Annotated in this window: 10 protein-coding genes and 1 pseudogene; 5 read left to right on the forward strand and 6 right to left on the reverse strand. The window is 47.8% G+C overall.

Annotated elements, in window-relative coordinates; all coding sequences use genetic code 11:
* The coding region (locus ABUA47_RS14035) for a DUF5113 domain-containing protein (protein WP_349831690.1) at window positions 1-3,171 on the reverse strand (3,171 nt) is incomplete at its 3' end.
* Window positions 3,172-3,295: 124 nt separating this feature from the next.
* Between ABUA47_RS14035 and ABUA47_RS14040 the strand changes: the two genes are divergently transcribed.
* The gene (locus ABUA47_RS14040; protein WP_005829068.1) at window positions 3,296-4,234 is read left to right on the forward strand and encodes a ribose-phosphate pyrophosphokinase; all 939 of its coding nucleotides are present in this window, start codon (window positions 3,296-3,298) and stop codon (window positions 4,232-4,234) included.
* Between the two features lie 92 nt (window positions 4,235-4,326).
* Here the strand turns inward: ABUA47_RS14040 and ABUA47_RS14045 are convergent, their stop codons facing one another.
* From ABUA47_RS14045 to ABUA47_RS14065, 5 genes are all read right to left on the reverse strand, one after another.
* Window positions 4,327-5,490 carry a phosphatidylinositol-4-phosphate 5-kinase gene (locus ABUA47_RS14045; protein ID WP_005829069.1) on the reverse strand — a complete coding sequence of 388 codons (1,164 nt, stop codon included), beginning with the start codon at window positions 5,488-5,490 and terminating at the stop codon, window positions 4,327-4,329.
* A 74-nt stretch (window positions 5,491-5,564) separates the two neighbouring features.
* Window positions 5,565-6,854, reverse strand: a complete 1,290-nt coding sequence (locus tag ABUA47_RS14050; protein WP_005829070.1) for a M16 family metallopeptidase — start codon at window positions 6,852-6,854, stop codon at window positions 5,565-5,567.
* A gap of 12 nt (window positions 6,855-6,866) precedes the next feature.
* A complete protein-coding gene (gene kdsB / locus ABUA47_RS14055; protein ID WP_005829071.1) occupies window positions 6,867-7,622 on the reverse strand; it encodes a 3-deoxy-manno-octulosonate cytidylyltransferase in 756 nt (251 codons plus the stop codon).
* 82 nt (window positions 7,623-7,704) lie between these two features.
* Window positions 7,705-8,070 (reverse strand): 2-amino-4-hydroxy-6-hydroxymethyldihydropteridine diphosphokinase, encoded by a 366-nt coding sequence (locus tag ABUA47_RS14060; RefSeq protein ID WP_005829072.1) that lies wholly within the window; start codon window positions 8,068-8,070, stop codon window positions 7,705-7,707.
* A 70-nt stretch (window positions 8,071-8,140) separates the two neighbouring features.
* A complete protein-coding gene (locus ABUA47_RS14065) occupies window positions 8,141-10,471 on the reverse strand; it encodes a transglycosylase domain-containing protein (protein WP_044467769.1) in 2,331 nt (776 codons plus the stop codon).
* Window positions 10,472-11,081: 610 nt separating this feature from the next.
* On the opposite strand from ABUA47_RS14065, the gene pyrB reads away from it, so the two are divergent.
* From pyrB to ABUA47_RS14085, 4 genes and pseudogenes are all read left to right on the forward strand, one after another.
* Entirely contained in the window at window positions 11,082-12,029 is a 948-nt protein-coding gene (gene pyrB / locus ABUA47_RS14070; RefSeq protein WP_005829081.1) for an aspartate carbamoyltransferase, read from the forward strand.
* 26 nt (window positions 12,030-12,055) lie between these two features.
* Window positions 12,056-12,520 carry an aspartate carbamoyltransferase regulatory subunit gene (pyrI, locus tag ABUA47_RS14075; RefSeq protein ID WP_005829083.1) on the forward strand — a complete coding sequence of 155 codons (465 nt, stop codon included), beginning with the start codon at window positions 12,056-12,058 and terminating at the stop codon, window positions 12,518-12,520.
* A complete protein-coding gene (locus ABUA47_RS14080) occupies window positions 12,517-13,083 on the forward strand; it encodes a flavin reductase family protein (RefSeq protein ID WP_005829084.1) in 567 nt (188 codons plus the stop codon). Before pyrI ends, ABUA47_RS14080 begins: the two co-directional genes overlap by 4 nt.
* A gap of 74 nt (window positions 13,084-13,157) precedes the next feature.
* A pseudogene (locus tag ABUA47_RS14085) lies at window positions 13,158-13,269 on the forward strand (PorT family protein); the annotation flags it as partial.

Here is a 13,269-nt window from a genome sequence, read left to right on the forward strand (position 1 = left end):
CTGCAACATTTCCTCCGTATCCGAAACCGGCAACAAGGAGGCATTGAACACCTTTCCATTAATTTCCAGTACTTGCTCCAGATTCCAGCGGTTCACCAGACGCTTACGGAAATAGAGTATGTAATATCCCGACAGTAATACGAACAGCAAAACCACCGCCAGCAAAATGCCCACCATCTTGTTGTTGGTGGAACGCTCCAGCTGCCGGCAATATTCTTCCAAGGATTGGTCTTCTCCCAACAGTTTGTATAAGGTAGTGTAGGCAGCATTATTATAACTATAGTCATCCCATTGCTTCAATGCAAGAAATGAGACTGCCGCTTCATTCCTGATATCCAGAATTACATGGAAATCCGAATTGAACATCTGGTTCCACCAATCCAGTTCCGCAGGCGCCCCGTCTCCCGTCAGCGTCATATAGCGATGTATAGGATGGGCGTATTGCTTGTAATGTTCGTTCAGGCAATACATTGCCGAATCTATGTATTGTAAAGCCAGTTCGTATTCTCCGTCTACATTGCAGTAATAAGCTTCATTGGCATAATCGGAGGCTTCGTCCAGCAAAGCTTCGTATTCATTCTGTGCAAGCAGTGCCAAAGAATCCGGTAACACCTCTCCGGAAGCAGGCTGTTCCACAGCATGCCGGCAGGATGACATGCACAAAGACAACACGACGAGCAACACCGACACAGACTTACGGATACCGGCAGGCAGACGGAAATAAAAACGGCTGCCTTTTCCCAGCCCGCTCTCCACATTGAACAGACAGACCTTGAACAAATCATTCGTCTTGCGATATTTTTCAATGATGCCCTTACAGTTCATCAGTCCAAAGCCACTTCCTTTGTTCTTCCTCAATTCCTCCTTGTCGGGAGCGTCACTCATACCGATGGCTTTTGAGTCATATACTTTTTCTCCCACGATGCGAGCTACATCTTCCGGTGACAATCCACAACCATTATCCTCTACCGAGATTTCCACGTAATCCTCCTCCTGCCGTGCATATACTTTCACCATACCGCCCTGAGGGGTATATTTACGGGCATTCTCTGCCAGTGTATTTATCATAAACAATGTAAGGGCTTTGTCTGCCTTCACCCGGATATCCGTAGGCTGCACCTCCAACGACTGTCTCTTCATCTCGAATGTACGGCTTCCTTTCCTGAGCAGCTCGAAAAGTTCATTCAATTCGAACGTCTCTATGTTCAGGCTAAGGCTTCCTTGCTTCATCTTTATCCAAAGGGCAAGAATATCATTGTATTCGTTGATGGTAGTAACCAACTCGTCGATATACTGGTATTTCTCCTCCTTTATCCGTTCCTCTTTGATGAATCCTTTTTGAGTCAGTTTCTGCACTTCGTTGATGATACGGTCTATGTACGGATGAATCCCGTTGACAATAGCCATACATGCTTTCTTTATCAGATTTTGCCGTTTGTTCCCCGCGATGTGCTGCTCGTAAATGTAGCGTTGCTTTTCCAGTCTGCGGCGCTCATCCCCAAGGGAGATGGACGTCATGCCGTTGTCGATTGCCCATTGGATATAGGGGGTTATCACCCGTACCATCGCCTGCTCATCCTTGCTCATCCGACGCGGGAACACTAATTGCCCGTTGTCTATGCGGATGTCCTTCACTCCAAACAGCTTTTCCAATTCCGGGCAGACAGCCGTCCGGATAGAGTCGATGATTTCCTCCTCAGTCTGTGCATCTGCCGGAATGGATGCCGTTATCTTCTGACAGATATCCAGCATCAGCTGCAGACGGCGGAGATGCACTCTGTTCCGGTCTTTGGAACGCTTGTTGAAAAACCAGAAAAAGAGGGATACAAGCACGAAGCCCACAATGACCAGTGACAACACGACGTTGAGCTGCCCCGCCTCCTTTTCCAATGCTTGATAGCGGCTTTCCAGCTCTTTATCCTGGCGTGTATCTTCAAGGATATCCAGGTAAATATTGCGGTTATAGTCTGATTTTTCTTTCATCCCGAGTCCTGCATACGAAACACTCAACTGTTCACGAATACGTGAAATCCACTCGGGCACGGTTTTCAGTTTCTGCTCCATCCATGCCTTCTCCGCACAAATCGTATCTCGACGGTCAAATGCTTTCAGCCAGTCCAAACTATCGTGGCAGTCATAGAAAAGGCGGTGATGGTCATTTACACATTCCAGAGCAAGTTTTAGCGTGTCAAGAGCTTCTGTATAGTGACTGTGGGCATTCAGGTATTTGCCGATAGATACATATGCACCTGCTATCTGATACAAATCCTTGTATTGGCTGAATTTTTGCAATGCCAACTGCCCCAGACGCATGGGAAGCAGCGAATCTACCGGTACTCCAAAACGTGTCAAGGCATGGGAGCGGCGGTCTTGAAAAAATGCGTAATTATCCGGTGAAGCCATCAAGTTGGCAAGTCCCTGCACTCCATTGCCCTCAAAGTAAAGATAGCCCTTGCGCGAAGCCAACTGCCATGCGGTATAGAGCTCATCAAATTCTCTCAGTCTTCGCTCATCCGGTGTCTCACCCTCGCATAAGGCAGCAGAACCTTTGATGTAGTGATAATACAACAGCTGATTGGTATCTGCCAGCAACTCTTGTTTTTTAGTAACTTCATTAATAGAGGCTACAGCTTCCGGACGCTGTTGCAAATAATAATAATACACAGCAGATACAATATAAAATTCCGAACGGGCATAATTCAAACGCATTTGCTCGTGTTGGTCCACAAACAGATTGTCATCCTCCGCTATTCTTTTCATACGGTGCAAGGCACTATTGCGATAATCGTAGAACTCCTTGTTCAACGCCGTCCGCTGATAAATCTTCATCAAACCGATGTCGGCAATAAGGAGTTCCAGTTCATTCTTGGTCAGATTATAGACATCCATATGAAACTTTTCGGCCTGCTCAAAATCCATGCGCATAAAAGCACAAAAGCCCAGATTATTGGATGCTTCCGCTTTTCCTTGTTTATAGAGGCTGACTTCACGGTAGGCCCTTGATGCCGCATGGCAGGATGAATCCAGGTTTTTATAACGAAAAGCATAAGCCACCTGGTTTAGAGAGTCGATAAGGCGTACTTCCTTCATGGGTGCCGTTCCCACACACGAAACCATTGTTGTACAAAGGCACAACAACCCCGCAAACCATATAAAAGAAAGTCGTTTCATAAAGCAAAGCTACGAATAAATCCGGGAAAGAAAAATAATTTTTATACAATAACTCTTGTTTTATGTAACGGGAAATTCCTACCTTTGCATGCAAATTAACAAATAGGTAACATCTATTACACAAATGAGCGAAAAAGCACCCTTTATGGTATTCTCCGGAACAAATTCGAGATACCTTGCAGAGAAAATCTGCGCTAGCCTTGATTGCCCTCTGGGAAAGATGAACATCACCCATTTTGCAGATGGTGAGTTTGCAGTCTCTTATGAGGAATCTATCCGTGGCTCGCATGTATTCCTGGTTCAATCAACCTTCCCTAATTCTGACAACTTGATGGAACTTCTGCTGATGGTTGATGCTGCTAAAAGAGCATCGGCAAAAAGCGTTGTAGCCGTTATCCCTTACTTCGGTTGGGCACGTCAGGACAGAAAAGACAAACCCCGTGTTTCCATCGGCGCCAAGCTGGTGGCCGACCTGCTCTCTGTTGCAGGTATCGACCGTCTGATTACGATGGACCTTCATGCAGACCAGATTCAAGGTTTCTTCAATATTCCGGTGGATCATTTGTATGCATCAGCAGTATTCCTCCCCTATATTGAATCCTTGAAACTGGAAGACTTGGTAATCGCCACCCCGGATGTCGGCGGTTCAAAACGCGCCAGCACATTCTCCAAATACCTCGGTGTACCCCTGGTATTGTGCAACAAGACACGCGAAAAAGCAAACGTGGTTGCCACCATGCAAATCATCGGTGATGTAAAAGACAAGAATGTAGTATTGGTAGACGATATTGTAGATACAGCAGGAACCATTACCAAGGCTGCCAACATCATGCTGGAAGCAGGAGCCAAATCTGTCCGTGCCATTGCCAGCCACTGCGTAATGTCCGACCCTGCTTCTTTCCGTGTACAAGAATCCGCACTAACGGAAATGGTATTTACTGATAGTATCCCCTACTCTAAAAAATGTGACAAGGTTAAACAGTTGAGCATTGCCGATATGTTCGCCGAAACCATCAAGCGGGTGATGAACAATGAATCAATCAGTTCACAATACATTATCTAACCGCTCCGCGGTTAGAAATTAAAAATTAAAGGCTGCGCGGTTCTGAAGTGAACATTGCGCAGCCTTTAATTTTTAATTTCTAATTTTTAATTCTAATTCTCCAGCCTTCCCATCTTGTAGGTTCCTTTTCGTATCACCTTTCCGTTCTTGTCTGTTTCTACAAACGGACCGTGTTTCTTGCCTTGTTTGAAGAAGCCTTCATAACGGTTTCCGTTCTTGTCCTCCTGGATACCGCTACCTTCTTCCATACCGTTCACAAAACCGCCTTTATATTTGGTTCCATCGGTCTGAATCAGGGTACCTTGGCCGTTGAACTTATTGTCTTTCCATTCACCTTCGTAAGAGTCACCTACATTCCATTTGTAAGTACCGTATCCGTCACGTTGGTTATCTTTCCAATTACCTTCGTAAACGGCGCCGCTTGCCCACGTAAATGTACCGTGGCCTTCCTGCTTTCCATCCTTGAAGCTGCCCACATACTTGTTGCCGCTAGCATGGTAATAAATGCCCTCTCCGGTACGTTCACCTTGAACATAAGAACCTTCGTAACGGTCGCCGGTATGGAAAAAGTAAATACCTTTGCCATGCTGCATGTCGTCCTTCCAGTCACCTACGTATTTGTCACCGTTGGCATATTCAAAAGTTCCTTTACCGTCCCGGACATCATTTTTCCACTCTCCGTCATATTTGGAACCGTCATTCCAGGTCAGTGTTCCTTTGCCGTCTTTCTTGTCATTCTTCCACGAGCCTACATACTTGGAACCGTTCTTCCAGGTATACGTTCCTTGGCCTTCACGTTTATCATTCACCCAGTCGCCCTCATAAATATCACCATTGTAATAGTACATGGTTCCTTTACCGTGCTGGTAATCCTGAAACCACATGCCGTCATAACGGTTGTTATTCATAAAATAGTAGATACCCCTGCCATGCTGCTGGTCTTGAAACCATTGCCCCTCATACTTTTCACCGTCGGGAAACATATATGTACCGTAGCCTTCACGCTTGCCCTTCACATACTCACCCTCGTAGACGTCGCCGTTCTTGAAAACGGTCTTCCCCTTTCCATTGGGCTTGCGGCCTTTTATTTCACCGGTATAGACGGCCCCGTTATCTTTGAACGTATAGGTACCTATCTTTATCTCCGAAGAGAATGTACTTTTCACTTTATCGAAAAAGCCGCTTTTTTTTTCCTGGGCAGTGGCTCCACCTTGGCATAAGAAAGCCAGAATGAGTGCAGTATATAGATATTTCATTAATTGATAATTGATAGTTGATAATTGACAAAGGTAGGATTTATCCGGTAAAATGATGCGATAACTCCCGCTTTTTATGACATTTTTTTGCCGCACACTATTTCTTTTAATTTCTCTTTGCATAAATGCCGCCCTGCAAGTTCACGGATTTCTTGTGGAGTAACCTCCTTGACAGCATCCAGTGCTTCGGCAAAGTAGGTATCCTGCAAGCCCGATACCTGCACAAAAATCCAGGCATCTGCCAACGAGAATGCAGATTCATAACTACGGCACATGTCTCCCAACATATAGTTCTTCACCATGGAAAGCTCTCCATCGGAAGCCAGCTCGTTCTGAAGGCGGTCTATTTCATGATAAACCTCACCGATAAGAGGCTCCACAAATTCGTTGGCGGCTTCGGCACTGACCGCCAACACTCCCTGCCCCGGATAGGGCATGATGGCTGCGGAGATACCGTATGTGTATCCTTTATCTTCCCGGATATTGGACATCAGGCGACTGCCAAAATAACCCCCGAACAGTGTGACCAGTACGCGGGCCTTCAAGTAGTCCGGATGATTACGGTCCAGGGAAAGCATGCCCATACGGACGGCACTTTGCAGGGCGTCCGGACGTTCGATGAAGATACGTTTTCCGGAGGTGGTAACCGGATGGAATTCTGTCTTCTCCGGTTTGCGGAAATCCGTACCGAAAGCCTCGCAGCCAAACAAGGACTCTATCCTGTGGATGCAATCACCGGTTACCTTACCCGAGAGATAGATGCTGCAATTATTGGAATGATAGTAACGGTCATAAAACTCGCGTAGCACCGCAGGAGTGATGCGCCGATAATCCTCTTCCTGCACCAGACGTCCACCGGGATGCTGCCCGCCGTACAGAGCCTTCACCAATCCGCGGTGCGCCAGAAAGTCCACCTTGGAAGAGTTGACAAGAAACTGCTGGATATTGTTGTCTACAATCACTCCCAGCTCTTTCTCGGGAAATACCGGCTCTTTGACGATAGACTCCAATATGTCAAGCGTTTGGGGAAGGTATTTATTCAGAGAATAAAGGGTGACATAGGCATACTCGGATGCACTGGACAATTCCAGCCAGGCTCCGTAATAGTCCAGCTTTTCCGCTATCTGGGCGGCATCGTAGCGTCGGGTTCCCTCGCGAAGCATGCGGTTCGTAAACAACGCCTGCAAGGGCTGTTTCTGTTGCCATCGGCCGCCTGCCATGAGGAGATCGATACGTGTCACTTCATTGTCACCGGCATTGAGCACACTCAATGGCACGCCATTAGGCAACTTGATACGTTCCGGCCTTTGCACCACCAGTTGTTCCGGTTCAAGAATCCGGGGTTGGTCACTTCGGTTCAGCATGGGCTTTCTAGTTTACAGCCCATGGCTTTTAAGAAATTCTTCTGCCCGTTCCAAATCTTGAGGAGTATCTATGCCGATAGTTTCTACATCCGTGATACCTGCTTTGATAGTGTATCCGTTTTCCAACCAACGAAGCTGTTCCAATGATTCGGCAATCTCGAGGGATGACTGCGGAAGGGCGGTTATCTCTTTCAGTACCTCTACGCGATAGGCATAAAGGCCGATATGCTTATAATACGTATGGTTCTCCAGCCAGTCTTCCTTCGCCGCATTGCGCTGGTAGGGAATGATGGAACGGCTAAAATAGAGGGCATTCCTGTTTTTGTTGAGCACAACCTTCGGAGAGTTCACATTTTCCAGTGCCTCAAAACCATTATCTACCGTAAAGGGTTTCACCAGAGTGGCTATCTGGGTGGCCGGATCGTCGAAACATGCTTTGACGGCTTGTAACTGCGAAGGCTGGATGAAAGGCTCATCCCCCTGGATATTCACCACGACATCAAACTGTCCTCCTATTTTTGTACAAGCTTCCTGACAGCGGTCGGTGCCGCTTTTATGTTCGGTGGAAGTCATTACCACCTTTCCTCCGAATGCTTTTACTGCGGCTTCAATACGCTCATCGTCCGTAGCCACGTATGCATCGTCCAAGATTCCTGCCACTTGCTCGTATACTCGCTGTATCACGGTTTTTCCACCTAACACCGCCAATGGTTTGGCTGGAAAACGCGTAGATGCGTAACGGGCAGGTATGATTCCTAAAAATTTCATTTTCAATCTTCGTTTTTTAAAATGAGAGTGTGTCCGAAAGTGTTCATATACTATCGACCCATCTCCTTATATTCTTTATTAATTATAACAGTTGTTTCAATCCTCGCAGGATATAATCACGTTTCAAATCTTTTGGCTTATAGACAGTCCCGTCACAAGACAACAAGTCTATATCCAGCCGTACAATTTCCTGCTCCTTCTCCTCGGGCTTCCTTCCGGCTTCCCGTTCGATGGCTTTCAGGCAGGCGGTGACTTCCTCTACCGGATTATCGGAAGCAAAGCATGCCACCTGATTGGAGAACAGATTCGGACGGTGAAAGAACAAAGGTACCGTCTCCTCCTCTTCCGAGAAACGTATTCCCGAAAAAAGTTCCGTCAAGCGTCTGCGAGCCAGTTCCATGTTCTCCCTCCGCTGTTCGTTGCTCCCAATACTAATCGTATAATCCATTTTTTAAGGTGAAAGGGGAAAAGGTGAAAATTGAAAGTTTACCTTTCCACTTTCAATTTTCACCTTTCAACTAATTAAACAGTTCGTCGAGTCCCTCTATCGGTTCTTCTATATGGGTGTCTCCTTCCAGATTCACATCATCCTTGCACGGGTCATAGCCTTCGGGCAACTGGAATGTTTCATTTTCATCATATCCCAGAGATTTGTCACCGAGCACTTTCACCATGTATTTTGTCCAGATAGGCAATGCCATGGAAGCACCTTGTCCGTGAAGCATCGTATCGAAGTGGATGTCGCGGTCCTCACCGCCCACCCAGCAACCGGACACAAGCGAAGGCGTGAAGCCCATAAACCAGCCGTCGGCATTGTAGTTCGTCGTTCCGGTCTTGCCGCCCATGTCGGCTTTCACACCTAGACGGCGCACACGGCCTCCGGTACCTTCGTTGACAACGGCACGCAGCATGACCAGCATCTTGTAAGCGCTGGATACACTGATGACTTCCTGCATTTCGGGAGCAAAGGTTGCCAGCACGTTTCCATCATTGTCCTCGATGCGGGTCACGAACAGCGGAGCTACCCGGATACCCTTGTTGGGGAATGCGGTATAGGCACTTACCATCTCGCCGACGGAAATCTCGCACGGGCCCAGACAGAGTGAAACGGAAGGTACTATATCACGGTTGCGGACACCGAAAGTATGTATAAGACGTTTCAGATTATAGGGATTCAGTTTACTCATGAGATAGGCCGTAATCCAGTTGTCCGAGTTTGCCAGCCCCCACTTCACAGTCACCATGTCACCAATCAGCTTTTTGTTGGCATTACGCGGCGTCCACGGTTTTCCGTTTTCATCAATCAGCGTGTATTCCACGTGGCGCACTTCGTCGCAGGGAGAAAAACCGTTCTCCATAGCCAGTGTATAAAGGAAAGGCTTGATGGTAGAACCTACCTGGCGGCGTCCCACCATGGCCATATCGTACTGGAAGTAATGGTAGTTCGGTCCGCCTACGTATGCCTTGACATGTCCGCTGCGCGGGTCCATGGACATGAAACCGGCACGAAGGAAGAACTTGTAGTAACGGATGGAATCCATCGGGGTCATAATGGTGTCTTTCTCCCCTTCCCAACTGAATACGGACATCTCCTCCGGGGTGTCGAAGGCTTTCTTTATTTCAGCTTCGGTGGCTCCGGCTTTCTTCATGAGGCGGTAGCGGTCGGACAACCTCATGGCACGTCCCAGAATCTCGTCTACCTGCTCCTGGGTCAGACGGAAGGTGTAGGGAGCTTTCTTGGCCCCTTTCTTTTCCTTGAAGAAGTAACCTTGCAGTTCCTTCAGATGCTCTGTCACGGCATCCTCGGCATACTGCTGCATACGCGAGTCGAGCGTGGTATAGATTTTCAGCCCGTCGGTGTAGAGGTTGTATTTGGTACCGTCTTTCTTGGTGTTCTTTTCGCACCATCCAAAGAGCGGATTGTTCTCCCAGTCGAGTGAATCCTCGTAGTATTTCTGCATCTGCCAGCCGCGGTAGTTGGCCTTGTCGGGCTTCTTGGCGGTGAGCACGCCGCGCAGGTATTCGCGGAAATAAGTGGCCAACCCTTCCTTGTGGTCCACACGGTTGTACTTCAGTTTCAGAGGCAATGCCTGGAGGGAGTCGCGCTCGGCTTCCGTAATATATCCCGCTTTCCGCATCTGGTCGAGCACCACATTGCGCCGTCCGCGGGAACGTTCATTGTAGCGCACCGGATTATAGAGAGACGGATTCTTGCACATGCCCACCAACGTAGCCGCTTCCTCAATCTTCAAATCTTTCGGTTCGCAACCGAAGTAGGTAAAGGCAGCAGTCTTGATGCCTACCGCATTGTTCAGGAAATCGAACTTGTTGAGATACATGGTGAGGATTTCCTCTTTTGTATAGTAACGCTCCAGCTTTACGGCAATCACCCATTCGATGGGCTTCTGGAACAGACGTTCCATCACATTGTCGGCACTGGGAGAATAAAGCTGTTTGGAAAGCTGCTGGGTGATGGTACTGCCACCGCCGGCATTCTTCTGCATCAGGATACCGCGCTTCACTACGGCACGCGTCAGGGCGTAGGCGTCAATGCCCGAATGTTCGGCAAAACGTACATCTTCCGTAGCTATCAAGGCGTTGATGATATTGGGCGACAAATCATTGTATCCCACAAACACGCGGTTTTCCTTACTATAGGAATAAGTACCCAATACTTTTCCGTCCTCGGAAAAGACTTCTGTGGCAAATTTGTAATTCGGATTTTCCAGGTCTTCCACCGGAGGCATATAGCCTATCCAGCCCTTGGCTATGGAAAAGAATATAAAGACACACACCAGCGAAATCAGTGCGATGAAAATCCATAGGATTTTGACGACTTTCCTTATCATGTTTCAGTTGCTAAAATCAAAGTTCAATAATAGGGCAAAGGTACGGAAATATATTGGATGTGCCTATGCTTTTTATATCTTTTTCAGGATAAGATTTCCGGCATCCACAAAAAAAACGCCCGTTTATTTTAATGGAAACTCTCAGTGAAATGCAAAACGATTGCAAAACAATTAGAAAACTTGAAGAAAAAATCGGAAAGGAAAAATACATCGTAATGAGCTATAATACAGATTGGGACAACGAAAACTTGCCCTCGCGCGCGTAAGAGGAGATAAGATAAGAAGAGAAGAGAAAAAACGACGTTGTCGTTAAAAAGAACGACGGCGACGGCGTAAAGAGATACCACACTTCACTGTCCGGAATGCCACACTTCGACAAGGCAAACGCCGCACTTGACTAAGGCAAATGCCACACTTGAACATTCGCGAAATGCGGCATTTACTTTGTCGAAGTGTGGCATTTCGGATGATGAAGTGTGGCATTCCGGACAACAAGCCACACGGTTAAAAAAACAGCCCATATTTCGCAAAAAACTTCCCCGCATATTTCCGTAGCCCGCATATTTTCCGTAACTTTACACTCTCGAAAAGTATAAATGAATTCAACGATATGGAAAACAGAAGTTTAGTCACCATTGCCGAGCATAGCCGGGAAAAAATCCTCTATATGCTCGAGATGGCGAAAGAGTTTGAAGCCCATCCCAATCGGCATATATTGGACGGGAAAGTAGTTGCCACCTTATTTTTCGAGCCTTCCACCCGTACACGCCTCAGTTTCGAGACTGCCGCCAACCGGCTTGGAGCACGTGTCATCGGGTTCAGCGACCCAAAGGCCACCAGCTCATCCAAGGGCGAGACGCTGAAAGACACCATCAAGATGGTAAGCAACTATGCCGACATCATCGTGATGCGCCACCACCTCGAAGGGGCCGCACGCTATGCCAGTGAAGTCACCACCGTGCCCATTGTGAATGCCGGAGACGGTGCCAACCAGCATCCCTCACAAACCATGCTCGATCTCTACTCCATCTACAAGACACAAGGCACACTGGAGAACCTGAATATCTTCCTGGTCGGCGACTTGAAGTATGGCCGTACCGTCCACTCCCTGCTGATGGCCATGCGCCACTTCAACCCCACTTTCCACTTCATCGCTCCCGACGAGTTGCGGATGCCCGAAGAATACAAAATTTACTGCCGCGAGCACAACATCAAGTACGTGGAACATACGGACTTTACGGAAGAAATCATTGCTGATGCCGACATCCTCTACATGACCCGTGTGCAGCGCGAGCGCTTCACCGACCTTATGGAGTACGAGCGGGTGAAGAATGTCTACATCCTGCGCAACAAGATGCTGGAACATACCCGTCCCAACCTGCGCATCCTGCATCCGTTGCCCCGTGTCAACGAAATAGCCTATGATGTGGACGACAATCCCAAGGCATACTATTTCCAGCAGGCACAAAACGGACTGTATGCCCGTGAAGCTATTCTGTGCGATGTACTGGGCATCACGCTGGATGAGGTGAAAAAGAGTAAAGGAGTAATTCAGTAGAATCGTCTAATAACTAATATTTCAAGATGTTAAGCGAAAAGAAACAGGAATTGCAGGTTGCTGCTCTGGAAAACGGCACTGTAATAGACCATATACCCTCCGAGAGACTGTTTACCGTAGTCTCCCTGCTCGGACTGGAACACATGAGCAACAATATCACCATCGGCTTCAACCTCAAGAGCAAGAAGCTGGGCACGAAAGGCATCATCAAGATTGCCGACAAGTTCTTCTGCGACGAAGAGATAAACCGTATCGCCGTGGTGGCTCCCAATGTAAAACTGAACATTATCCGCGACTACGAAGTGGTGGAGAAACGCGAAGTCCGCCTGCCCGAAGAGCTGCGCGGAATCGTGAAATGCGCCAACCCGAAGTGCATCACGAACAATGAGCCTATGCCTACGTTGTTTCATGTCGTGGATAAGGACAATTGCGTCATCAAATGTCACTACTGCGAAAAGGAGCAGACCAGAGAAGATATTGAGATTATATGAAAGAAGACTGGAAACCCGGAACCATGATTTATCCGCTGCCCGCCGTACTGGTGAGCTGCGGAAGCACTCCGGAGGAATATAACATTCTGACTATCGCATGGACGGGGACGATTTGTACGAACCCGCCCATGTGCTACATCTCCGTACGCCCCGAACGCCACTCCTACGACATCATCAAGCGGAATATGGAATTCGTCATCAACCTCACCACGAAAGATATGGCACGGGCCACGGACTGGTGTGGCGTACGCTCCGGAAAGGACTACAACAAATTCGAGGAAATGCATCTGACACCGGGGAAAAGCACCGTAGTCAGCGCGCCTCTTATCGAGGAATCACCGCTTTGCATAGAATGCCGGGTAAAGGAGATTATGGCTCTCGGTTCGCACGACATGTTTATAGCGGATGTGGTAAATGTACGTGCCGATACCCGTAATCTGAACCCTGAAACCGGCAAACTGGAACTGGCGGAAACGAATCCCTTGGTCTATGTGCACGGTGGATATTATGAGCTGGGAGAAAAGATAGGCAAATTCGGATGGTCAGTAGAGAAAAAGAAGTAATAATGCGATAAAGGTTTTAAGAGATGGAGTTGCGACGAATCTTGATGGGTTTATATCTGTTGGCCTTCCCCGCCATGATGTGGGGACAGACTCCGGTTGTGCCCGGTACTACCGACGAAGAGCATTCCGGGCACCGCAAGGAAACTCCGGTCAATTTCGGTTTCAAAGGCGGTTTCACCTCTTCCT

Origin of the sequence: Bacteroides sp. RTP31139st1_H2_RTP31139_211217 (assembly GCF_040227615.1) — a bacterium.
Taxonomy (GTDB): domain Bacteria; phylum Bacteroidota; class Bacteroidia; order Bacteroidales; family Bacteroidaceae; genus Bacteroides; species Bacteroides uniformis.

Excerpts from the sequence above, each read along its gene's own strand:
- ABUA47_RS14060 (WP_005829072.1), bottom strand. The coding sequence starts at position 8,070 with ATGGATTATACGATTAGTATTGGGAGCAACGAACAGCGGAGGGAGAAC.
- pyrI (WP_005829083.1), top strand. The coding sequence starts at position 12,056 with ATGTTAAGCGAAAAGAAACAGGAATTGCAGGTTGCTGCTCTGGAAAAC.
- ABUA47_RS14080 (WP_005829084.1), top strand. The coding sequence starts at position 12,517 with ATGAAAGAAGACTGGAAACCCGGAACCATGATTTATCCGCTGCCCGCC.
- pyrB (WP_005829081.1), top strand. The coding sequence starts at position 11,082 with ATGGAAAACAGAAGTTTAGTCACCATTGCCGAGCATAGCCGGGAAAAA.
- ABUA47_RS14065 (WP_044467769.1), bottom strand. The coding sequence starts at position 10,471 with ATGATAAGGAAAGTCGTCAAAATCCTATGGATTTTCATCGCACTGATT.
- kdsB (WP_005829071.1), bottom strand. The coding sequence starts at position 7,622 with ATGAAATTTTTAGGAATCATACCTGCCCGTTACGCATCTACGCGTTTT.
- ABUA47_RS14040 (WP_005829068.1), top strand. The coding sequence starts at position 3,296 with ATGAGCGAAAAAGCACCCTTTATGGTATTCTCCGGAACAAATTCGAGA.
- ABUA47_RS14050 (WP_005829070.1), bottom strand. The coding sequence starts at position 6,854 with ATGCTGAACCGAAGTGACCAACCCCGGATTCTTGAACCGGAACAACTG.
- ABUA47_RS14045 (WP_005829069.1), bottom strand. The coding sequence starts at position 5,490 with ATGAAATATCTATATACTGCACTCATTCTGGCTTTCTTATGCCAAGGT.